The organism is Paenibacillus sp. MCAF9 (assembly GCF_052114265.1).
GTDB lineage: Bacteria > Bacillota > Bacilli > Paenibacillales > Paenibacillaceae > Pristimantibacillus.
Genome location: NZ_JBFREL010000003.1, coordinates 33,544 through 57,214, shown reverse-complemented (window position 1 = coordinate 57,214; position 23,671 = coordinate 33,544). Strand labels below are relative to the sequence as shown.

At 45.3% G+C, this 23,671-nt stretch carries 19 protein-coding genes and 2 riboswitches; of the genes, 12 read left to right on the top strand and 7 right to left on the bottom strand.

Annotated features, from left to right (window positions below):
- The first annotated feature begins 27 nt into the window (after positions 1–27).
- Positions 28–1,917, top strand: coding sequence for an excinuclease ABC subunit UvrC (uvrC, locus tag AB4Z45_RS05700; protein ID WP_441908604.1), 1,890 nt, complete (start codon positions 28–30; stop codon positions 1,915–1,917).
- Here uvrC and AB4Z45_RS05695 read toward each other — a convergent pair.
- A complete protein-coding gene (locus tag AB4Z45_RS05695) occupies positions 1,883–3,511 on the bottom strand; it encodes a CPBP family intramembrane glutamic endopeptidase (RefSeq protein WP_441908279.1) in 1,629 nt (542 codons plus the stop codon). The genes uvrC and AB4Z45_RS05695 overlap by 35 nt on opposite strands.
- A gap of 245 nt (positions 3,512–3,756) precedes the next feature.
- Positions 3,757–3,962: riboswitch (cyclic di-AMP (ydaO/yuaA leader) on the top strand.
- A gap of 90 nt (positions 3,963–4,052) precedes the next feature.
- Here AB4Z45_RS05695 and AB4Z45_RS05690 point away from each other — a divergent pair.
- Complete coding sequence (locus tag AB4Z45_RS05690; protein WP_441908278.1) at positions 4,053–5,393, top strand: TrkH family potassium uptake protein; 1,341 nt, start codon at positions 4,053–4,055, stop codon at positions 5,391–5,393.
- Between the two features lie 18 nt (positions 5,394–5,411).
- Positions 5,412–6,074 (top strand): potassium channel family protein, encoded by a 663-nt coding sequence (locus tag AB4Z45_RS05685; RefSeq protein ID WP_076267751.1) that lies wholly within the window; start codon positions 5,412–5,414, stop codon positions 6,072–6,074.
- A 101-nt stretch (positions 6,075–6,175) separates the two neighbouring features.
- Here the strand turns inward: AB4Z45_RS05685 and AB4Z45_RS05680 are convergent, their stop codons facing one another.
- Positions 6,176–7,084, bottom strand: coding sequence for a LysR family transcriptional regulator (locus tag AB4Z45_RS05680; RefSeq protein ID WP_076267578.1), 909 nt, complete (start codon positions 7,082–7,084; stop codon positions 6,176–6,178).
- Positions 7,085–7,388: 304 nt separating this feature from the next.
- On the opposite strand from AB4Z45_RS05680, the gene AB4Z45_RS05675 reads away from it, so the two are divergent.
- The 3 genes from AB4Z45_RS05675 to sdhB are packed head-to-tail and all read left to right on the top strand — an operon-like array spanning position 7,389 to position 10,609.
- Positions 7,389–8,060 (top strand): succinate dehydrogenase cytochrome b558 subunit, encoded by a 672-nt coding sequence (locus AB4Z45_RS05675; protein WP_441908277.1) that lies wholly within the window; start codon positions 7,389–7,391, stop codon positions 8,058–8,060.
- 24 nt (positions 8,061–8,084) lie between these two features.
- Complete coding sequence (gene sdhA / locus AB4Z45_RS05670; RefSeq protein ID WP_441908276.1) at positions 8,085–9,842, top strand: succinate dehydrogenase flavoprotein subunit; 1,758 nt, start codon at positions 8,085–8,087, stop codon at positions 9,840–9,842.
- A 2-nt stretch (positions 9,843–9,844) separates the two neighbouring features.
- A complete protein-coding gene (sdhB, locus tag AB4Z45_RS05665; RefSeq protein WP_441908603.1) occupies positions 9,845–10,609 on the top strand; it encodes a succinate dehydrogenase iron-sulfur subunit in 765 nt (254 codons plus the stop codon).
- Positions 10,610–10,771: 162 nt separating this feature from the next.
- On the opposite strand, the gene AB4Z45_RS05660 is transcribed toward sdhB, so the two are convergent.
- The 5 genes from AB4Z45_RS05660 to corA all read right to left on the bottom strand — a co-directional run bounded on the left by AB4Z45_RS05660 (position 10,772) and on the right by corA (position 15,074).
- Positions 10,772–11,080, bottom strand: a complete 309-nt coding sequence (locus AB4Z45_RS05660; protein ID WP_076267582.1) for a winged helix-turn-helix transcriptional regulator — start codon at positions 11,078–11,080, stop codon at positions 10,772–10,774.
- Positions 11,081–11,223: 143 nt separating this feature from the next.
- The gene (locus AB4Z45_RS05655; RefSeq protein WP_441908275.1) at positions 11,224–12,069 is read right to left on the bottom strand and encodes an EamA family transporter; all 846 of its coding nucleotides are present in this window, start codon (positions 12,067–12,069) and stop codon (positions 11,224–11,226) included.
- Positions 12,070–12,233: 164 nt separating this feature from the next.
- The gene (locus tag AB4Z45_RS05650; protein WP_441908274.1) at positions 12,234–13,043 is read right to left on the bottom strand and encodes a histidinol-phosphatase; all 810 of its coding nucleotides are present in this window, start codon (positions 13,041–13,043) and stop codon (positions 12,234–12,236) included.
- Positions 13,044–13,088: 45 nt separating this feature from the next.
- Entirely contained in the window at positions 13,089–13,991 is a 903-nt protein-coding gene (locus tag AB4Z45_RS05645; protein WP_076267585.1) for a LysR family transcriptional regulator, read from the bottom strand.
- A gap of 147 nt (positions 13,992–14,138) precedes the next feature.
- Positions 14,139–15,074 (bottom strand): magnesium/cobalt transporter CorA, encoded by a 936-nt coding sequence (gene corA, locus AB4Z45_RS05640; RefSeq protein WP_076267586.1) that lies wholly within the window; start codon positions 15,072–15,074, stop codon positions 14,139–14,141.
- 307 nt (positions 15,075–15,381) lie between these two features.
- Positions 15,382–15,491, top strand: a riboswitch (SAM riboswitch).
- Between the two features lie 100 nt (positions 15,492–15,591).
- Between corA and metA the strand changes: the two genes are divergently transcribed.
- The 6 genes from metA to thrS all read left to right on the top strand — a co-directional run bounded on the left by metA (position 15,592) and on the right by thrS (position 23,658).
- Entirely contained in the window at positions 15,592–16,509 is a 918-nt protein-coding gene (metA, locus tag AB4Z45_RS05635; protein WP_441908273.1) for a homoserine O-acetyltransferase MetA, read from the top strand.
- Positions 16,510–16,539: 30 nt separating this feature from the next.
- Positions 16,540–17,706, top strand: a complete 1,167-nt coding sequence (locus AB4Z45_RS05630) for an aminotransferase class I/II-fold pyridoxal phosphate-dependent enzyme (RefSeq protein ID WP_441908272.1) — start codon at positions 16,540–16,542, stop codon at positions 17,704–17,706.
- Positions 17,706–18,872: a trans-sulfuration enzyme family protein gene (locus AB4Z45_RS05625; RefSeq protein ID WP_430060067.1), complete on the top strand. Its 1,167-nt coding sequence runs from the start codon at positions 17,706–17,708 to the stop codon at positions 18,870–18,872. Before AB4Z45_RS05630 ends, AB4Z45_RS05625 begins: the two co-directional genes overlap by 1 nt.
- 166 nt (positions 18,873–19,038) lie before the next feature.
- Complete coding sequence (mqnC, locus tag AB4Z45_RS05620; RefSeq protein ID WP_076267590.1) at positions 19,039–20,175, top strand: cyclic dehypoxanthinyl futalosine synthase; 1,137 nt, start codon at positions 19,039–19,041, stop codon at positions 20,173–20,175.
- A 164-nt stretch (positions 20,176–20,339) separates the two neighbouring features.
- The gene (gene ytxC / locus AB4Z45_RS05615) at positions 20,340–21,272 is read left to right on the top strand and encodes a sporulation protein YtxC (protein ID WP_441908271.1); all 933 of its coding nucleotides are present in this window, start codon (positions 20,340–20,342) and stop codon (positions 21,270–21,272) included.
- A gap of 448 nt (positions 21,273–21,720) precedes the next feature.
- The gene (gene thrS, locus AB4Z45_RS05610; RefSeq protein ID WP_076267592.1) at positions 21,721–23,658 is read left to right on the top strand and encodes a threonine--tRNA ligase; all 1,938 of its coding nucleotides are present in this window, start codon (positions 21,721–21,723) and stop codon (positions 23,656–23,658) included.
- The last annotated feature ends 13 nt before the right edge of the window (positions 23,659–23,671 follow it).

The following is a 23,671-nucleotide window of genomic DNA, read 5'->3' as shown; positions in this document are numbered from 1 at the left end:
GGAGGCGAGAGCATGGATCATCAGCAAATGGATCGGGAGCAGGCAGAGCAGCAGCTTGCAGAGGCAAAAGAGACGATACGGAACAAACTAGCTTTGCTCCCGGATCAATCAGGCTGTTACCTCATGAAAAACAGCGAAGGCGTCATCATTTATGTAGGCAAGGCAAAAGTGCTCAAAAATCGCGTACGTTCTTATTTTAACGGCAGCCACAACGGCAAGACGCAGCGGCTCGTATCTGAAATTCGTGATTTTGAATTCATTGTTACCTCTAGCAATATGGAAGCACTCATTTTAGAATGCAACTTAATTAAACAATACCATCCAAGATATAACGTCCTGTTAAAGGATGATAAAACGTTCCCCTATATCAAAATTACGAACGAGAAACATCCGAAGCTCGAGGTCACAAGACGTATCATTAAAGACAAGGGCAAGTACTTTGGCCCTTACCCGAACGCGTATGCTGCTCAGCAGACGAAGAAGCTTCTGGACCGGCTATATCCGCTTCGCAAGTGCAAGACACTTCCAGATAAGGTGTGCTTGTATTATCATCTAGGACAATGTATTGCACCGTGTGAATTTGATGTGCAGCAGAGCGAATATGATCGGATGATTCAAGAGATATCAAAGTTTCTGAACGGCGGTCAAGACGTCGTGAAAAATGAGCTGCAGCGCAAGATGGAGGAAGCAGCCGAGAAGCTCGAATTTGAACGGGCGAAGGAGCTTCGGGATCAGCTGATTGCAATCGATGCGGTCATGGAGAAGCAGAAGATTACGATGTCCGATGCGCTTGACCGTGATATTTTTGGTTTTGCAGTAGATAAGGGCTGGATGTGCGTTCAAATATTGTACATGCGCCAAGGGAAGCTTATTGAGCGGCACGGCACAACTTTTCCTTATTACGGGGAAGAGTATGATGATTTCATGACATTCGTTACGCAGTATTATAGCGATAATCCGGCATTGCCAAAGCAAATCCTGCTGCCAATACCGCCTGAGCTGGAAGCGGTGGAATCAGCGGGCGGAGTGGCAGCAGTTGATGAGGCAGCCGCTACGCACGCTGACGATGTCATTGCATCCTTGCACAGCTGGCTGAAGGTTAAGGTGCTTATGCCGCAGCGCGGACGCAAGAGCGAGGTCGTAACGATGGCTATCGATAACGCAAGGGTGATGCTGGACGAGAAATTCAGGCTCATCGAACGAGATGAGGAACGAAGCGTTAAAGCGTCAGAGTCGCTTGCAGGCTGGCTAGGACTGGATGAAGTACGCCGAATCGAGGCATTTGATAACTCCAATATTCAAGGTACGAATCCAGTTTCGGCTATGGTTGTCTTTACGGACGGCAAGCCAGACCGCAAGGAGTACCGCAAATACAAGGTTAAGACAGTACAAGGTCCAGATGATTACGAAACGATGCGCGAGGTCATACGGCGCCGCTACGAGCGTGTGGTGAAAGAGGAATTAGCTCCGCCGGATCTGATTGTAGTCGATGGGGGCAAAGGGCAAATATCTGCCGCGCTCGACGTGCTTGAGAATGAGCTTGGATTATACATCCCAGTTTGCGGTCTTGTGAAGGATGCGAAGCATAAGACAGCGCAGCTTATGACTGGAGATCCTGCAGAGATAGTTCCTTTGCCAAGGGACAGCCAGGAGTTTTATTTGCTGCAGCGCATTCAAGATGAGGTGCATCGCTTTGCGATTACATTCCACCGCGAGCAGCGCGCCAAGTCCATGGTGGAGTCGAAGCTCGATTCGATTCCGGGCATTGGCGAGAAACGACGCAAGCTGCTGCTCAAGCATTTTGGCTCGATCAAAAAAATAAAAGAGGCCTCAGTCGAAGACTTCCGGCCTCTATCTATTGGTGATAAATTAGCTTCGCAAATTATAGCTGCTCTAGGGGAGGAGTCGTCGTCATAGACGGCTTCTTCTCTTTTTTGTGACTTAAATATTTTAGAACAAATGCAATCAGTACCGGCAGCACGGAGAAGAAAATAGCCGAGATTATGTTCGGTGCTGTTCCAATAGTGAGCAAGGATAGGCCAACTGCAACGCTGTTGAAGATGGCGTGGGTGAACATGGCTGTAATGAAGCCGTATCTGACGAAGATAAAGCTGAACAATAGCCCGATAATCATCAACTCAAACAATCTCGTGGTGGATGGATAAAAAGGATACATCACATGGCCGAGCGCCCAGAAGAAGGTAGGCAGCAGTGCAGCGGCAAACGTGTTTTTAAACCACCTGCGAAATAGTCCAATACCGAAGAAGCGGAATACGGCTTCTTCGCCAATTGCGGCAGCCCAAGCAAGCACGGGCATCAGCCAAAGAATACCCATATTGTATGGGGATTGCGAGGCATCTGATGTTTCCCAAGTGCCAATGGACAGCTTCAAGGCGATAAAGATAACCGATTGAATTGCGAATAGGATGATCGCGAATAAATAGGACAAGCCCACGCTGCGCCAAACATAATTGCCATACCCTCTCTGACCAAAGCGCGGCCATAAAGCGCGGCCCTGCGCCTTCCAGAGGCCATCTCCGGCAACGATGGATACATAAATGGAACCTGCCATTGGAATTGCTAGCAGAACACTTACGATGGCAGTGATCGAAACGGTAGCGCCTGCCATATCCGTCTCGCCGAGCGTAGCCCGAATACCATCCAGAACGTTTAAATTCATGATCGTATAAGTAATTAAATAAATGATCGTTAATACGATTCCGTATTTAAAGGATGTATGCTTTCGATACAAAACGGAGTAAATAATAGCTAAGACGAATAAAACGAAGCTCATGAACAGATAACCGATTGATGTAAGGTACCCAGCTATTTTATCTTGTTTCTCTACATAGTTTATGTAATCGGAGGGAGCCACGAATGCCGGTTTATATTTAGTAATGATCGTACGGTCATTCACGACAAGAGAGTTAACCAATAAGTTAAGATGAGCATTTTTAATGGAATAACCTGCCGGAGGCTTGGGCTGCCAATCACCATTAGGCAATATTTGCCCGCCTATAAATTCAGTACCACTGAAATTTTCTGCAGTTAGAAAGGCGATAGCTTCTTTAACTTTATCTAAATCTGACAGCTGTTCACCCTCAAGCTTCAAGTTCCAAGCGACTATTTTCCCGCTGTGCATATGCAGATAAACATATCCGCTGCCGCCGCCTATGAACTTAAGATCAACTTGAAACGTATCTGTAGGAAACCTAGGGTCGTATTTATCCGTATATGATTTGACCAGCTCATATTTAGATAAGTAGCCATTCATAATTTTATCGGTTTGATGTACGGCTTTAGCCGATTTCACCTTCAAGCCTGTTTCTTTTTCAACAAATGCAGACGCCTTATCCGCCGCCGCTGATTTCGTAATGACCTTGGTATTCATTTCGCCAGATGAGATGGCTGTAATCATTGGAACGATTTGTACGGCGCCATAAATAATAAAGCAAGCAACTGCTGCCCATATAAATCGTTTCCATTCATTGGGTTTAATAGAATCAATCATAGTTTCACCTCAACTGTCTTCATAATAAATAGCTCATTTTATTACCTTAACATATGAATCCCTAAATTATCCAATGAAAATGACCGTTTGTTTTCAAAAAAATGCGAAATAACGATGTCCAGCAAGCTAGCTATGCGCTGGTTCGTCCCATTGCCCTAATTTGAGCTAATATCGTCCTGTTTGTCATAAACGTCACCTTTATATCAGGAGTGCTTAGGGATTATAATCGTTATCGTCATACTAATTGCATAGCATAGCCGAATTTCCTAAGGAAATCGGGGGAACCATAAAGTTATCCAGATGGATGAACAAGCTTAAAAGCAAAGCAGTTCAACATTTGATAGCATGGGGTGAATTTTAGCGGTGAAGCTTCGTCTTCTTCCGCTGAATAGGGCTGCCTGTCCAGGCCCGAATCCGTCAGCTAACCTCGAAGGCGTATTGGAACAGGACTCATCGCACGAGCACTTGAGTTTCCAGTGCTTTTTTTTATGCTTAAAAACAATAAATGACAATATGACATAATCAAAAAGAAGGGTAATGAATGAAGGTTGATTGGAATGTTATGAAGTGGTCACCTCCGCGTATTTTGGTAAGTGGATTCGCTCTTATTATATTGCTGGGTGCCTTATTATTATCCATGCCTTTTGCATCGGTAAGCGGCGAGAGATTGCCTTTTATAGATGCACTGTTTACTGCAACCTCGGCAACCTGTGTAACTGGGTTAGTTGTCGTTGATACCGGAACTTATTTCTCTATATGGGGTCAAATCATATTAATGTGCTTGTTCCAGCTTGGAGGACTCGGATTTATGACGATGGCAACGCTGGTAGCGCTCGTGCTTCGCAAGAGGATTTCGCTGCGTGAGCGGCTTTTGCTGCAGGAATCGATGAACCAGACGAGCATGGAAGGCATCGTGCGTTTGATTAGGCGAGTAATTGTTTATTCATTGACAATAGAGCTTGTTGGCGCTGTGTTGTTTGCTTCGAGGTTTGCATTTGATATGCCGCTGGGAAAAGCGATGTATTTTGGAGCCTTTCACGCGGTTTCATTGTTTAACAATGCTGGTTTTGATATTTTTGGGAACTATCGCAGCTTGACCTTATATGTTTCTGATCCAGTCGTTAATATTACAGCTATGATGCTGATCATTTCGGGTGGACTCGGCTTTGTCGTTATGTCGGATCTGATGGAATTCCGCAAAAACCGCAAGCTGTCGCTGCACAGCAAGGTCGTTCTATCGATGACAGGGACGCTTATTGCAGTAGGGACGCTCGTCATATTTATTTTTGAATTTTCCAATACGAAGACATTGGGCTCACTGGACTGGGGCGGGAAAATATTGTCCTCGTTCTTCCAATCAGTAACGCCGCGGACGGCAGGAGCCAATACGCTTGATTATACGGCTATCCGGCAAGCGACAATGTTTTTCACCATTATATTAATGTTTATTGGGGCCTCGCCCGGCTCGACGGGCGGCGGTATCAAAACAACAACTTTTGCAACGCTGGTCGGCGCTGTATTTGCAATGATTAGAGGACGAGAGGACATCGTTCTATTCCGTTACAGATTAGGCAAAGACAGAATTTTTAAAGCACTCACGATTACTTTGATCTCTTTATCGCTTGTCATTATCGTAACGATGATTTTGTCGATGACGGAGGATCAAGCTTTTATAAAGCTATTATTTGAAGCGACATCAGCATTTGGAACAGTAGGATTATCCGTTGGTGTTACACCAGAGCTGAGCATTGTTGGGAAAATAGTCATTGCATTAACCATGTTTGCCGGAAGACTTGGACCCCTGACGCTCGCATACGCGCTTGGGCCTCGTACAGAGAAAGAGCTTTATCGGCATCCAGAAGGCAAAATTACGATTGGATAGGAGACTTTGCAAGTGGGAATTAAAAAGAAACAATTTGTCATCATCGGCTTAGGGAGATTTGGTTCGAGCTTAGGGCGCGAACTCGTCCAGCTTGGCCATGAGGTGCTTGGAATAGATAAGGATGAGGAAGCCGTTCAGGACATGAGCGGTATTCTAACCTATGCTGTATCAGCTGATTGTACGGATGAAGAAGCGCTGCGCTCCTTGGGTGTAAGAAACTTTGATTGCGGAGTTGTCGCGATTGGCGATGACATTCAATCCAGCATTTTGACAACCATACTGCTTAAGGATTTGGAAGTGAAGCAAGTTGTAGCGAAAGCTTTGACTGAACTGCATGGCCGGGTACTTGAGAAAATCGGTGTCGACCGCGTGGTCTATCCTGAGCGCGATATGGGTATTCGAGTTGCGCATCAGCTTGTATCCCCAAATCTATTAGATTATATCGAGCTTTCCAAAGAGTATACGATCGCCGAGCTTGCTGTACCGCAATGCTTGGATGGCAAGTCATTGCATGATCTTAATCCGCGAGCTAGATTTGGATGCAGCATCGTAGCCATAAATAAGCCAAATGGCATCATCATCGCACCGACAGCAACGGATGTCCTTTCACTTCGTGATGTCATGGTTATAATAGGAACAAATGAGCAAATAGAAGACTTCGAAGCATCCGTTATCCGTTAATTGTTTTATGTAGTGGAAGAGGCTTATTATTAGAAAAAGCAGATTAGGTTGAAATGGATTTGGAAGTGTAATATTGGAAATGCTGAAGGACAGCAGCTATTTTAAAAGCTGCTGTCCTTTTTGCTGGGGAAGCCTGCTGCAAGCTCGTTGATCCAAAGACGAACGGACGGGCTGAGGGCGGCCGAATCCGCATGAATGAGCGAGGTGGTGCGCTTTGTATCCTCAAGTTCTCGAATGGGAATGACGGTAAGATCATTGTCTTCAAGCAGTTGATTGCGCATATACGATTGAGGCAGGAGCGTCGCAGCACGGCAAGTATGCAGCAACCGAAGAATAGCTTCAAACGAATCAATTTCCATCCGCACATCCGGCTGAAGATGATATTTGTCAAACAGCTCGTCGGTCAACAACCTGTACCAAGTGCCTTTGGAGAACAAGATCATCGGCATGCCGGTCACATCCTGTATACCCAGCGTGCCTTTATCGGTAATGACCTGATTGCGAGGCACCACGAGCGATAGATGATCCTCAAACAGCGGAATGCACCGCAGTGTTGAATCCTCAATACTAGAGGCGACAATGCCGATATCGGCTTTGTGATCTCGCACGAGCGATACGATTTCATGCGTCTTGCCGGTAATCGCTTTAATGTCGATCTCCGGATGGGTAGAAGTTAAGCTTTGAATGAGATCGGGCAAAGTCGTTTGAAGCGTCGTCAAGCTTGCGCCAATGGTAAGGGTCGTATGTCCAGCCGAGGTGAACTCAGAGACGGTTTGCAAATATTTGCGATGAAGCTGGCGAAGCTCCAAAGCATATTCATAGGTCAATTGCCCAATTCGAGTAAGCTCCAGCCGCTTTCCGATGCGATGAAACAAAGGAGAGCCCAGGTCCTGCTCAAGCTTGGCAATTTTGCGAGAAAGTGCAGGCTGAGACAGGTTTAGCAAGGCGGAAGCCTTGTTCATACTGGACTGTTCCACAATAACGGTGAAGACATGCATCTCTTCATTCATGAATGAAACCCCTTATGTCATTTTGTTATAAGAAATTATAAAAAATAAGCAATTCCATTATAAGCTTAAAAGGAGTAGGATGGGAAGTGTGGCTAATATGTGTCGAGTTTTGTTGACGGACATACATGCTGGGGTTACAATGTAGAATGATTTGCCAAGCGTAAACTGCTGATGACAACCATTGGCTGCACAGCACCTCGTTTGCGCTGGAATATAAGCAATGTATAAAGGGGAAACCGATACATTCTTATATTTTAAGAAAAAGCATGCTAGCACTCACAGTTTTGAAAGGAGAAGGAATGACATGAAAGGAAATTCGTATTTCTCGCGCAAGCTTCACTCGCTTCTCGGGATCATTCCACTCGGCGGATTTATCGTCGTGCATGGTCTGACTAACTACCAGGCGTTTGAACGCGGGCCTGAAGGCTTTGACAAAGGCGTAACTCTCATTAACAGCATGCCCGTGCTGCCGCTGCTCGAGATTTTCGGCATTTACCTCCCGCTATTGTTTCATGGTATTTACGGCTTGTATGTCGCTTACCAATCGAACACGAATACGGGACGTTTTAAGTACGGCCGGAACTGGGCGTTTACCGCTCAACGGGTAACTGGGGTAATTACTTTTGTATTCGTTTTCTGGCACGTATATCAAACTAGGATTCAAGTTTATCTCGGCCACATCACCCATGAGGAACTGGGATCAACGATGAATCAAATTGCGAGCAACCCTACTTACTTCGTACTTTATGTTATTGGTGTATTAGCAGCTGTTTTCCACTTCAGCAACGGCCTTTGGGCGTTTCTGATCAGCTGGGGCATTACGATTGGCCCGAAAGCTCAACGCATCTCTTCATATATTTGCATGGGCGTTTTTGTAGTCGTATCAGCATTGTTCATTCTTTCGCTTATCGCATTTAGCGGAGATCAATTCAAAGAAGCTGCAAGTGCTGCATTGGCACTTACGAATATCGGTTAGTTTGTAGACAAGGAGCGAAACGTTATGGCTAAAAATAAAATTATCATCGTAGGCGGCGGTCTTGCAGGCTTGATGGCTACCATCAAAGCAGCAGAAGCTGGCGTTCACGTTGATCTGTTTTCACTAGTACCGGTCAAACGTTCCCACTCAGTATGTGCACAGGGCGGCATCAATGGCGCTGTTAATACAAAAGGAGAAGGCGATTCTCCATGGGAGCATTTCGACGATACCGTATACGGCGGAGATTTCCTCGCCAACCAACCGCCAGTTAAAGCAATGTGTGATGCGGCACCAGGCATTATTCACTTGATGGACCGGATGGGCGTTATGTTCAGCCGTACTTCTGAAGGCTTGCTGGATTTCCGTCGCTTCGGCGGCACAAAGCATTCCCGTACAGCATTTGCAGGCGCAACGACAGGTCAACAGCTGCTTTATGCACTGGATGAGCAAGTTCGCCGCTGGGAAGCAGCAGGACTAGTTAACAAATACGAGCACTGGGAATTCCTTGGCGCTGTTGTTGACGATGACGGCATTTGCCGCGGTGTTTCGGCACAGGACCTTCGCTCGATGGAAGTTCACACGATTCGTGCAGATGCAGTTATTCTTGCATCAGGCGGTCCTGGTATTATTTTCGGCAAAACAACGAACTCTGTTATCAACACCGGTACAGCTGCCAGCGCAGTTTACCAGCAGGGCGTTAACTACGCGAACGGCGAGTTCATTCAAATTCACCCAACAGCTATTCCAGGCGATGACAAGCTCCGCTTGATGTCGGAATCAGCGCGTGGTGAAGGCGGACGGATTTGGACGTACAAAGACGGTAAGCCTTGGTACTTCCTAGAAGAAAAATACCCAGCTTACGGAAACCTTGTTCCTCGTGATATTGCGACTCGTGAAATTTTCAGCGTGTGCGTAGATCAGAAGCTTGGCATCAACCAAGAAAACATGGTTTATCTTGATTTGTCCCACAAAGATCCGAAGGAGCTTGATGTTAAGCTCGGCGGTATCATTGAAATCTATGAGAAATTCATGGGCGACGATCCACGGAAAATCCCGATGAAAATCTTCCCTGCAGTTCACTATTCAATGGGCGGCATGTGGGTTGACTACAATCAAATGACGAACATTCCTGGCTTGTTTGCAGCCGGTGAGTGCGAATATCAATACCATGGAGCGAATCGACTTGGCGCGAACTCTTTGCTATCCGCTATTTATGGCGGTATGGTAGCTGGACCAAAAGCTGTTGAGTATATCAAAGGCTTGAAGAAATCAGCTGAAGATGTAGCTTCCTCCGTATTTGACCGCGAGAACAAGCGTCAAACGGACAAGTACAACAGCATCGTAAATATGAAGGGTACTGAAAATGCATATGTCATTCACAAAGAGCTAGGCGAATGGATGACGAACAATATGACGGTAGTTCGCTTTAATGACAAGCTGGAGCAAACGATCCACAAGATCAAAGAGCTGAAGCAGCGTTATGCGAATATCAACATTAACGATACAGCGCAATGGAACAATGCAGGCGTTGCCTTTACTCGTCAGCTTTGGAACATGCTTGAGCTTTCTGAAGCGATGACGCTAGGCGCATTGCTGCGCAACGAAAGCCGCGGCGCTCATTATAAACCAGACTTCCAAGAACGCGACGACGAGCATTTCATGAAATCGACGATTGCGAAATGGACGAAGGAAGGTCCACAAATTTCTTACGAGGATATCGACGTAAGCTTGATCAAGCCGCGTAAACGTGATTACTCGAGCGACAAGAAGAAAGGAGAATAATGATGGCTGAAACGACTGTAGCTACAAAATCGGTTAAGTTTATCATCACTCGCCAAGATACTCCTGAGTCCCAACCATATACGGAAGAGTTTGAAATTCCTTACCGCGCTAATATGAACGTTATTAGCGGCCTGATGGAAATTCAACGTAATCCGAAAAAGGCAGATGGAGCAAGCACGGCTCCTGTATGCTGGGATTCCAACTGCTTGGAAGAAGTATGCGGCGCATGCTCAATGGTCATCAACGGCAAGCCTCGTCAAGCATGCAGCGCATTGATCGATAAGCTTGAGCAGCCGATTCGTCTTGAACCAATGAAAACATTCCCAGTAGTTCGTGACCTTGTTATTAACCGTGAGCGCATGTTTGGCGCCTTGAAACGCGTTAAGGCATGGATTCCAATCGACGGAACGTATGATCTGGGTCCTGGGCCGCGGATGGCAGAAACGAAGCGTCAATGGGCTTACGAGCTTTCCAAATGTATGACTTGCGGTGTGTGCCTTGAAGCGTGCCCGAACGTAAATGATCGGAACAGCTTCATCGGTCCTGCTGCAATTTCACAGGTTCGTTTGTTTAATGCTCATCCAACAGGTGAGATGAACAAGGAAGAACGTCTGGATGCACTGATGACAGATGGCGGCATCGAAGGCTGCGGCAACTCGCAAAACTGTGTTCGCGCATGTCCGAAGGGCATTCCGCTTACGACTTCAATCGCAGCAATCAATAAAGATACAACCAAACATCTATTCAAGAAATGGCTTGGCATGTAGTCCAATTGATTTATAGGAAACCCTCGATCTGATCGGGGGTTTTTTATTTGTTTATTGTGATATTGATTATTATTATCAATGATAGTAGATAAATAATCCTTTGTCAATTCTAGATAAAAGAAGAGAAGGCAATAAAAAAAACCGCCTAAGCGGTTTTTTATCTTACATCCATTGTTCGCCCCAAGTTTGAATGGACTCAATGACTGGCTGAAGCTCCCTGCCTTTGTCGGTTAGCTCATATTCAATACGTACAGGCATTTCTGGATAAACTTGACGTTTGATAATCGTTAATGTTTCAAGCTCTTTCATCCGGTCCGTTAGCATTTTGTCGCTCATTTCGGGAATTTGTTCCTTAATCTCTTTGAACCTTTTTGGTCCTCCAAGCAATACCCGAATAATTCTGCCAGTCCACTTCTTGCCTAAAATGTCGGCTGCGGCTTCATACTTTGGGCACATTGTCGAATAATCCAACCGTATCACCCCGCTTTTTGTAATATTATTGTACCATACGAACAAACTAAAAGTAAGTTAATTTCAGTGGGAATGCGATTGTTTGATCGTATATTATATTTACTATATAAAAGTTAGGAAAATACAGGAAAAGCGTTCGCTAATTACAATCGAATAACAATCAACCCAAGAATGGTACAAGCAAAGGCTGTCCACTGCAGGATCGTCAACTTCTCTTTATAAAATATAATAGCGCCAGCTGCTACGACAAGACTGTTCGTAGCAAAGATAGGCGCTGCAAGATTCGCTTGTCCAGTAGCAATCGCGACTGCATAAAGCTGCAATCCTCCGTATGAGAACAGACCCGCAACAATACCGAGCCAAAGACCAGTTCGCTCTGCAGAACGTGCAGCGGTCGCTTTGACCGGGATGAGAAACCAGCAGAGAGAGAGGGCATAAGCGATGAACAGGATCGGGGCGCTAGGAAGATCCAATTCATCGGTGACCTTTAATCCGCCATTGCGCAGCGCAAATAGCACGACTGCCAAAAAGACGAGAATGAACCATCTTTTTTCTATAATCGTGAACGGTTCCTTTCGTTTATGAGCAATAAAGACGACAGCAAGCAGAAGCAGCGTAATGCCTATTGCCTCCGAAGCGCTGAGCGGCTCGTTGTACCACAAGGTCGCTAAAGCGACAACTAAGATAATGTTCATATTCGTTAGGGGAGAGGTCAAGCTGGCGGGTCCAAAATGCAATGCTTTCATAAACAATGCGTTTCCCCATGCTGAGCCTGCTCCTATTATGATGCCTGCAATCCATACCCTCGGATCAGCAAGAAAGAAAAACGTTCCTTCAAGCGCCGCATGCACTCCAAAACCTAACGTTCCAGAAGCATACAATCCGAGCAGCAGCGTTCTTGTAGAGCCGCCCCGCATTTGTGATACTTTCATCCACCAGCCTGCTAGTCCAAATAAAACAGCGCTGCTGATGGCTGTAATGAGCCACATCGTTTTCCAACCCCTCAAATTTGTTACACAAATGAAATAGTTCTGTTATCGTCTCATTACATTAGTGGGCTATTATAATAAACAAGACCCCCTTTTTAATATATCCTTTTGGGACCTGCGACGTGCAGGTCCACTTTTTTTTGTCTAAAGCCCCTCATGAGCTCTTATATCGGTACAATAACTTGCTGGCGCTTGCGATAAAAAACCCACTGCGAGAAGCCGATTTCCTTCAGCCTTTTCTGCACGAGCTCCCAATCTTCGCCAACTCTGCTTGGCTTATGCGCATCCGAACCAAACGTCACATTTACGCCAAAATGAAGTGCTCGCTCCAAGATTGCATCCGATGGATACCATCCGCCTACATCTTTGGTGCTGCCTGATGTATTAATCTCTATGGAAACGCCGCATTCGGCAATCGTCTGCAAAGCATCGTCAATTTCCTTTGTAGCTGGTATATCGGAGAAAGCAGGGTAATACCCCTTCATCGCGTCGATATGCCCCAAAATATCAAACATGCCGCTGCGTGCAGATTGTTTGATAAGCTCATAGTAGCTTTGCTTCACTTCAATATGCTGCTGTTCATTTAAGTTTTTAAAGCGATTGCGATTGAATATGCTGACATCGCCAACTTGATGAACAGAACCAATGATATAATCGAAGGGCACGCCCTCATAGGCTTTTTTGTAGCTGTCTACATATTTGGGAAAAAAATCGGATTCTACTCCAAGCATAACCTCGATTTTGCCTGCGTATTTCTCCTTCAACCGCAATACTTCATTAACATAATTGGTGAATTCGCTTCTTGCCATTGCAATGCCTGGCGAAGGCTGATCATTCTCATGATAAAAGAAGGGGGAGTGATCCGAGATACCGATAACCTGAAGCCCTGCTTCAATTCCGGCTAAAATATAATCCTCGATATTGCCGTCGGCGTGGCCGCATCTAAAATGATGGGTATGTAAGTCGAATTTCATTTTTTATCTCTCCTAGTTGTTTGTCTAGTGGAAGCATCTTGTCGACTATTCGCTGCTAATGAATTGATGCTCAGGCATGCCTTTTAAATCACTTAAAAATTGCTTCAGTGCGGTATTGATGTAACGGCCTGATTTATAAACCACGCCAACGGGATGACTTATTTCAAGCTCGTTGACCTTTATCATTTTTAGTGTACCCATACGGAGTTCGTTTGCTATCGAAAGTTTGGATACGACTGCGGCGCCTAAATTAATTTCAACCATGCGCTTCACTTCCTCGCTGCTGGAAACCTCCATTACGATATTGGGCTGAATATTGTATTTACGAAAAATTTGATCGACAAATCGCCTGCCAAGCGTGTCTGGAGCAAGCATAATCATTGGAATGTCCTTAAGCGTATCAACTGTCGTATGCGTCAACCTGCTCATGGGATGGGAAGGAGGGACGACGAGCTCGAATGTATCATAATAAAGGACGGAGGAGGAAACGTTCGGATTTTTTTCAGAAAGATATGTAATCCCTATATCGACTGACCCGTTCTCGACACTGGCCATAACTTGGGATGAGGGCATGGAATGAATCGTTGTTTTAATAAAAGGAAATTGGTTTTGAAAATAGGATAGCACGCGCGGTAAAATCTGAATCGCTATTGAAGCCGTAGTTCCGAGTAATATGTGTCCTTGCGGCGTAAGGTTCATATCGGAAAGCTTCTGCTTCAGTTCTTCCACGATTGAAAGAACTTGCTCCGCATGCTCCAAAAAAACTTGTCCGTGTTCTGTTAATGTAACTGGCTGATTGCGATTAATGAGAATCGTTTTGAATTCATCCTCAAGGCTTTTGATTTGTGCCGAAACAGCAGGCTGTGTGAGATTCAGCAGCTCGCCAGCTTTCCTGAAGCTCATCGTTTTGGATATCGTAAGGAGTGTTTCAAGCTGACTAATATTCACGTCAATCCCCCTCTCATAGGTACTTAATGCTCAAACTTATATTCTACTATTATAAAGGATAGCGGCCATTACAGCAAAAAGGCTGCAGCTCGTTCGGCATAAATTGCCCGTACGAGTGCAGCTCTGTAATGAATATGGCACAGGTCTCTAGAGCCATTCTTTTTTGCGGAAAATATAAAACATGCTTATGCCAAGCAGCAGCATGATGCCAAGTAAAATATATGATCCTAAGCGAAGGTGAAGGCCTGGAATGAAATCGAAATTCATCCCATAGATGCCGGTTATAAAGGTCAGCGGCATGAATATAGTCGTAATTGCTGTAAATACGCGCATAATTTCATTAGCACGGTTGGATACGCTGGACTGATAAGCTTCGCGTAAGTTGCCCATGAGATCGCGGTACGTATCGAAGGACTCGGCAATTTTCAAGGCGTTCTCGTATATATCGCTGAAATATTTTTGCAGTTGATCGTCAATGAGCTTCAGATCTTTTTTGTTAAGCGTTGCAATGACGTCGCGTTGTGGACCGAGCACTTTCCTCAGCCACAATATTTCACCGCGGAGACCGATGATTTCGTTCAAATGCGATTTCTTAGTATGCATTAATATATCTTCTTCAAGCGCTTCGATGCGCGTATCAATGCGATCGCCAACGAGGAAATAATTATCGACAACAATGTCGACGAGATGATACAAGAAATAATCGGGCCGGCTAACCTCTTGTTCCCACAGCACAGGCTTTAGAGAACGAAGCTCGTTAATTTTTTGCTTGGTGACCGTAATTATGAAGTGGCGGCCAAGGAAAATATTGAGTGCCCTTAGGAAGATTTCTTCGTCATCAAATCGTATGCTGTTGATTACGATAAAATAATGGCTTTCGTAAATTTCAATTTTTGGACGCTGCTCCTCTTCACTGAGGCAATCCTCAACTGCCAGATCGTGCATGCTGAATAGGGGCTGTAAAATAGCAAGATCCTCCACATCAGCGTCAATCCAGTAAAATCCTTCTTTCGAGGGAATAAGTGTTTCGTTAATATCTTCAATAGTGGTGAACATGCCATTGCTAACAAGGCGGATTTTCATCCGGAGTCACTCCTTTCTTTCTTCAGAGGAAACTGCCGGCTGAATCGGACTTGGCCGGCAGTAACCGTATTCGATCGTTTTCAGGCTTCGGTCGGTCGCCTTCCATGTCCATATRCACCCCTTTATAAGTCAAATAAATGAAATAATTCTTGTCTAGTATACTCCCGCGTCAGCTTTACATTCAAGCCTAAAAACAATCGTTTTTTTCATTAAAATGTCAAGGATATGAATAGAGGATCTTGACGCAATTGTCAGAATGCATTAAAGTGAAGGTGAAATGAAACCGCGGAAAATTGAATAGACTACTTTCTTATCAAGAGCAGGCGGAGGGACTAGCCCGATGAAGCCCGGCAACCGGCGTGTAAAACGCACGGTGCTAATTCTTGCGGAAACTTTAATGTTTCTGAGAGATGAGAGAGGCGGATGGCTTATTTACTGAGCATACGACCTTTTCTCACAGCAGAAAGGGTCTTTTTCATGTTCAAGCGGTCATACTGCTTCTAGAGGAGTGATACCTATGCCAATTAAAGTGCCTGACAATTTACCAGCCAAAGAGGTATTAAACAACGAGAACATTTTCGTCATGGATGAGAGCATCGCCTACCATCAGGATATTAGGCCGCTCAGAATTGCGATTTTGAACTTAATGCCTACCAAGGAAACAACCGAAACGCAGCTGCTTAGATTAATCGGCAATACGCCGCTACAAGTTGAGGTTGTACTGCTGCATCCAAGAACACATACATCAAAAAATACCTCAGCCGATCATTTGGAATCCTTCTATAAAACATTCGATGAAATTTCGGATGAATATTATGATGGCCTCATCATTACAGGCGCGCCGGTAGAGCATATGCCTTTTGAGGATGTAAACTACTGGGAAGAGCTGAAAGAAATTATGGATTGGAGCGCAAGGCGCGTAACTTCAACTTTCCATATTTGTTGGGCCGCACAAGCTGGGCTCTATCATCACTTTAATGTTCCCAAATACAGCTTGGACAGCAAAATGTTTGGTGTGTTCCCGCACACGATTGAAAAACGAAATGTTAATTTGCTGAGAGGCTTTGATGAAATGTTTTTTGTGCCGCAGTCTCGTCACACAGAGGTACGCCGCGAGGACATCGAGAAGCTTGATTCACTCGATATTTTATCGGAATCAGCGGACTCGGGCGTATACATCGTGGCTTCAAAAGACGGCAGACAAATTTTCGTTACAGGCCACTCCGAATATGATCCAACTTCACTTAAATATGAATATGATCGCGATCAAGCCAAAGGGCACCAAATAGATGTACCAAAAAATTATTTCCCAGGTGATAACCCAGCTAACCCGCCGGTGTCAACATGGCGTGCGCATGCCAACCTGTTATTCTCGAACTGGCTTAATTATTATGTTTACCAGCAAACACCGTATGATTTGGGTGGAGGCATTTAAAACCATATAATAAGGGAGCGCTATATAAAGATGAAGATAGAGAGCCATTTAGCACAGATTGGATCTGTTAAAGAGCCTGTAACTGGAGCGGTAAGTTTTCCAGTGTACCAATCAACAGCATTTCGTCATCCTAAGCTGGGACAGAGTACAGGATTTGATTATGCGCGTACCAAAAGCCCAACGAGAGCGGTATTAGAAGAAGCGGCTGCACAATTAGAAGCTGGCGATGCGGCATTTGCCTGTAGCTCTGGCATGGCCGCGCTGCAAACGATATTCGCCTTATTTAGTCAGGGCGATCATTTGATTGTATCTCTTGATCTATATGGCGGTACTTATCGCTTGTTGGAGCGGATCATGTCGAGATTTGGTGTGACGGCATCTTATGTGGATACCAACGATATCGATGCGATGGCGGCATTATGGACGCCGAACACAAAAGCGGTACTTATCGAAACGCCAACTAACCCGCTTATGATGATTACGGATATTGAGAAAGTAACTGCGTGGGCGAAATCAAAAGGCTTGCTTACTATTGTAGACAATACGCTGCTTACGCCTTTCTTCCAACGTCCTATAGAACTGGGTGCTGACATTATCATTCATAGCGCAACCAAATATTTAGGTGGTCACAATGACGTTCTTGCTGGTCTTATTGTAACCAAAGGCAAGGAGCTCTCGGATGAGATGGCCTTCCTGCACAATTCAATTGGAGCGGTGCTCGGGCCTCAGGATTCATGGCTTCTAATGAGGGGAATGAAGACGCTCGCGCTCCGTATGGAGCGCCACCAATATAATGCTACCGCAATTGCTAATTATTTGCTTGAGCATTCAGCCGTTGAGGATGTTTATTATCCGGCATTGCCTCACCATCCTGGCCATGAAATTCAGAACAAACAGTCATCCGGCAATACTGGCATTTTCTCATTCCGATTAAAGGACGCTCGTTATGTGGAGCCAATTCTTCGTCACATTAAGCTCATTGCATTTGCTGAGAGCTTGGGCGGAGTTGAATCCTTGATGACCTACCCAGCGGTTCAGACGCATGCTGATATTCCGCTTGAAATTCGTCAAGCGATAGGCGTTGACGACCGTCTGCTTCGTTTCTCCGTAGGAATTGAGCATGCAGATGATTTGATCAGTGACTTGGCGCAAGCACTCGAAGCTGCCAAACGCGAAATTGAGGAGGTTAACAACTAATGGGCAACGACAAAATTCAACCTCAAGATCGCCGGTTTGCAACGAAGCTCCTGCATTTCGGAGCAGAAATTGACGAGCATACAGGAGCTTCAAGCGTACCTATTTATCAAGCTTCAACGTTCCATCATCATGATATTTTCAATCCGCCTCAATATGATTACAGCCGTTCGGGCAATCCTACACGCCAAGCGCTAGAGGATTATATCGCTTTGCTTGAGGGCGGTGCTCGCGGCTTCGCCTTTGCATCAGGCATGGCTGCAATCTCAACCACGTTTTTGCTGCTTTCTGCAGGTGAGCATGTCATCGTAACAGAGGATGTCTACGGCGGAACTTACCGCTTGCTGACGACGATTTTGGATCGACTGGGCATTGAGTCTACTTTTGTTGATATGACGGATTTTGAAGCGGTTAAGGCGGCGCTTAAGCCAAATACAAAAGCTGTATTTATGGAGACGCCTTCCAACCCGACGCTCAAAATCACAGATATTGCAGAAACGACAGCTTGGGCCAAAGAGCATGGTCTGCTTACACTGCTTGATAATACGTTCATGACTCCGTATCATCAGCGTCCAATCGAGCATGGCGTCGATATTGTCCTGCATAGTGCGACAAAGTTTCTAGGCGGCCACAGCGATGTGCTGGCTGGGCTTGCAGTTACCGCAGATGAAGGATTAGGCAAACGCTTGAAACAGCTTCAAAACGGAATGGGAACGGTTCTGAGCGCCCAAGAATCATGGCTGTTGATGCGCGGCATGAAAACATTGAAAGCTCGGATGGAATATAGCGAACAAAGCGCTCGCAGACTAGCTGAATGGTTGTCGGAGCATAAGGAAGTAACAGCGGTTTATTATCCTGGTTTAGAGAATCATCCCGGCCGGGCAATACATGAGAAGCAGTCGCTTGGGTATGGAGCTGTTGTATCCTTCGATGTTGGAAGTGGAGAGCGTGCCAAATCTTTGCTGAGCAAGGTTCAAATTCCTTTAGTAGCTGTCAGCTTAGGTGCAGTAGAGAGCATTCTTTCTTACCCAGCTATGATGTCGCATGCAGCAATGCCAAGAGAAGTGCGTCATGCACGCGGCATTACGGACGGCTTGGTGCGTTACTCAGTTGGTCTAGAGGATATTGAGGATCTTATTGAAGATTTGGATAATGCGCTTCGTGCCTAAATGGGACTAAAAGAAAGGAAAGCACGGATGTTCTAACGAACATGCCGTGTTTTTCCTTATTTCAGGGCGAGATGCCATCATACGGCGGGTGACTTGCACTAGAGATCTATGTTAGGATGAAGTGATGGTTAGCATAAATAGAACGGAAATAAGGAGGTCTTGCGGAATGGGAACGTTGGACCATATTTTGGATAAAGCGTTGCGCGGCGAGCGTGTTTCGCTCGAAGAAGGCATGGAATTATTAGCTTCGGATCAGATTGAAAAGATGGGGCATGTAGCTAATCAAATTATGCTCAAGCATCATCCAGATCCAATAACGACTTTTGTTGTTGGTCGAAATGTAAACTACACAAACGTATGTGATGTTTATTGCCGTTTTTGCGCATTTTATCGCGCTCCAGGCTCTAAAGAGGGTTATGTACTGCCTGACGATACGATTTTGAGCAAAATTCAAGAAACGATCGATGTGGGTGGAACTGAAATTTTGATGCAGGGCGGTACGAATCCAGATTTGCCGTTTACGTATTATTTGGATCTGCTTCGCAAAATTAAACAGCATTTCCCAGGCATAACGATGCATTCGTTCTCTCCAGCGGAAATTCAGAAGATGAAGGTTGTATCAGATGGCCTTTCTCTCGATGAAGTGATTAGACAACTGCATGATGCTGGACTTGATTCTTTGCCTGGCGGCGGCGCAGAAATTTTGGACGATCGCACTCGCCGCAAGATCAGCCGCATGAAGGGTTCTTGGACGGACTGGATGGATGTGATGAAATCTGCACACCGTCATGGTATGAATACGACTGCAACGATGGTTTATGGCCTTGGCGAGACCGTTGAAGAGCGCGCATTACATATGCTGCGCATCCGTGATGCTCAGGATGAGTGCATCGCGAACAAATATGATTCGACGGGTTTCCTGGCGTTTATTTCGTGGCCTTTCCAGCCAGACAATACAAACCTGAAGCTTGAGAAAGCAAAGCCAGAGGAATATTTGCGTATTGTTGCTGCTAGCCGAATCATGCTTGATAATATTCCGAATTTCCAATCCTCTTGGGTAACGATGGGGCCTGAAATGGGCAAGTTATCACTGTCTTATGGCTGCAATGACTTCGGAAGCACCATGATTGAGGAAAATGTCGTTTCAGCAGCTGGAACAACACATAAAGTGAACATTGAACTTATTCTTCAGCTTATTCGCGAGTGCGGCAAAATTCCGGCTCAACGGGATACAAAATATAATATTTTGAAGGTTTACAATGAATCCGATAAAGCAGATCTCGATTTTGTTATGCAAAATTAATGCTTTTTAGACCGATATCAATACGTTTGTTGAACTTCTCGCTGCATAGTGGGAAGTTCGGCAAACGTTTTTTTGTATGCTTGCTTCCCTTACATTCCAATGTCTTCATCGTATATCCCCGAACGCGTCACCATATACTGATAAGGAAAGAAAGGGGTGAGCTGATGGAGCTATTCACGGTATCGTTACCTGCAAGTCTCCAAAAGTCGGTTAATAAACTAACTCAATTGTTGAAGGAACAAGCGCTCGTCGATTTACATATTGGCTCAAAAACGGAGCAAACAGCCGTCATCGAGTTTCAGCAGGTATCGGATCAAAATATAAGCTGTCTAGCGGTGTTGCCAAATTTTCAGTTAAAAACGCATGGTCACATCGTATATAAAGCGGCGTCACTAGCCATAGCTGAATTTGTGGTAAGTGAGATGGAGCCGGGGATGCTTGCTGCTATTATTCGCAGAAAGTATCGCCACAACAGTTCAGCCGATACAGCTGCTATTGAGCGGTATTGTCATGATTTGCTGCATGGGAAAGAATGGGATAGCCTTGGTACGAGATTTTTGGATGCGGATCGCCTAAGAAGGAAAAGCAAAGTGGCTGCAGAGGTCGAGCTTTTTTTGCAGGATAACACGGAGCTTAATGTAAAGGGGTTTACAACCTTCAGGCTTGAGCCCTATCGTAAAGAACTAGCAGAAGTTGTGGAATACGCATTAGATGAGTATGTGCTCGATAAACAATATCAGGAGTTTATTTCCCTGTTAAAATATTTTGTTTTTCTTCAAGATACAAAGCTGCCTATGGTGCATTTGCTGCATAAGGGCGGTCATGAATTCATGCTCTATGACGAAAAGTTTCAACCGCTTGATCCGAACCCTCCAACCGATCGTATCGTAGCCGAAATGCTTGAAACGGAAATGAACATTGAAGACATGGTAATCAGCTCGCTGATTGCTGTATCTCCCAAGCATATTACGATTCATACGAGGCAGCAGGATATGCAAGTGATTCGAACGATTCAAACGATTTTTGACCAGCGTGTCACGCTTTGCACGCAATGCGCATCCTGCAGCAGCAGCCTTGATGAACTCGTTCAGCCATAGGCGAATTAACGAAATTACTGTCTATTTGAAGCTTATAGCCTTGACCAAACGCGTAAGTCGAGCTATAATGACACACATATACGATGTAATCGGCAATGAAAAAGACATGTGTCTGTTTATGATATTTGGTCCAGAGAGAGGAAACTTGGCTGTAATTTCCTTCCACAATGTCCACAGGCGTACCCCTTTGAAGCTGTATGGCCCAACCTATAGCAGGTTTCTTAAGAAGCTGAGCGCTATAGCAGTATGCTGTACCGGAAATCTCCGTTACCAGATAATACGAGGACTGCTGCGTTAGGAATAAAGAGCAGTCGAAGTAGGGTGGAACCACGAGCACACAAGCACTCGTCCCTTTTTAGGGATGCGTGCTTTTTTTGTGCTATTTTTTTGCTTGAAATGATGAATGGAAGCGTAATTCGCTTACGGACAAAATGGAGGATGAACCAAAATGACAATTCAAATCACTTTGCCAGATGGCGCGGTAAGAGAATATGCGGCTGGCACAACTATCGAAGAAGTAGCAGGCTCGATCAGCTCGGGTTTGCGTAAAAATGCGATTGCCGGAAAAATCGATGGCAAAGTAGTCGATGTATACACACCTATCGAGAACAATGCTGCAATTGAAATCGTTACTGTAGATTCGGCAGACGGCCTTGAGGTATACCGCCATAGTACAGCTCACTTGCTGGCACAAGCGATCAAACGGATATACGGCAATGCTAATGTTAAGCTCGGAATTGGTCCGGTAATCGAAGATGGCTTCTACTATGATATTGATATGGAGCAATCGTTGACGCCTGAGGATCTTGTAAAGATCGAGAAGGAAATGGAAAAAATCGTTCAGCAAAACATCGACATTCGTCGTCGTGTAGTTAGCAGAGACGAGGCGCTTGCGATTTTCACTGAGCTTGATGATAACTTGAAGCTGGAGCTTATTCGTGATCTTCCCGCAGATTCAGTTATTACGATGTATGACCAAGGGGAGTTCTTCGATCTATGCCGTGGACCGCATTTGCCATCTACAGGCCGTATTAAAGCTTTTAAACTGCTTAGCGTTGCTGGTGCCTACTGGCGCGGAGATTCCAAAAACAAAATGCTGCAGCGTATTTACGGAACAGCTTTCCCTAAGAAAGCACAATTGGATGAGCATCTTCACTTCCTCGAGGAAGCTAAAAAACGCGATCACCGTAAACTAGGCCGCGAGCTAAAAATGTTTACATTCTCACGTGAGGTTGGCCAAGGCTTGCCGCTATGGCTGCCGAATGGCGCGAAGCTTCGCAGAACAATGGAGCGTTATATCGTGGATCTTGAGGAAAGACTGGGCTATGAGCATGTTTATACGCCGGTGCTTGCGAACGTGGAGCTTTATAAAACCTCCGGCCACTGGGAGCACTACAGCGAGGATATGTTCCCAAAAATGATTATGGACAACGAAGAGCTTGTTCTTCGTCCAATGAACTGTCCACACCATATGATGGTGTTCAAAAGCGACATGCGCAGCTACCGCGACCTGCCTGTTAGGATTGCTGAGCTTGGCACAATGCATCGCTATGAAATGTCAGGCGCGCTTACAGGCTTGCACCGTGTACGTGCCATGACGCTAAATGATGCGCATATCTTCTGCCGTCCGGATCAAATCAAAGAAGAATTTGCACGCGTGGTTAACTTGATCCGCAAAGTGTATGAAGATTTCGGAATTAAAGAGTATCGTTTCCGCTTATCTTATCGTGATCCTAAGGATACAGAGAAGTATTTCCAAAATGATGAGATGTGGGAAATGTCACAGCGAATGCTGCGTGAAGTGGTTGAGGAGCTGGAGCTTCCATTCTTCGAGGCTGAAGGCGAAGCTGCATTTTACGGTCCTAAGCTTGACGTTCAAATTAAAACGGCGCTTGGCAAAGAAGAAACGTTGTCGACTGCACAGCTTGATTTCTTGCTTCCTGAGCGTTTCGAGCTTGAATATGTCGGCGATGATGGCAAGAAGCACCGTCCGGTCGTTATCCACCGCGGCATTATAAGCACAATGGAAAGAATGACAGCTTTCTTGCTTGAGAACTTTGCTGGGGCGCTTCCATTGTGGTTGTCGCCAGTACAGGCGAAAGTTATACCAGTATCGACAGCTTATGAGGAATATGCGCGTAAAGTTGCCGAGCAGCTGCAAGAAAACGGCATTCGTGTAGAAAGTGATTTGCGCAATGAGAAGCTGGGCTACAAAATTCGTGAAGCTCAGCTGGAGAAAGCGCCTTACATGCTCGTAGTGGGCGAGAATGAAATGCAAGCTGAAGCCGTCTCCGTAAGGAAACGCGGTGAAGGCGATCTTGGCGCTATTCCAGTTGCAGAGCTGATTTCGCAGCTGCAAAAGCAGATCGCAAACAAAGAACAATAATAAGTAACGCATA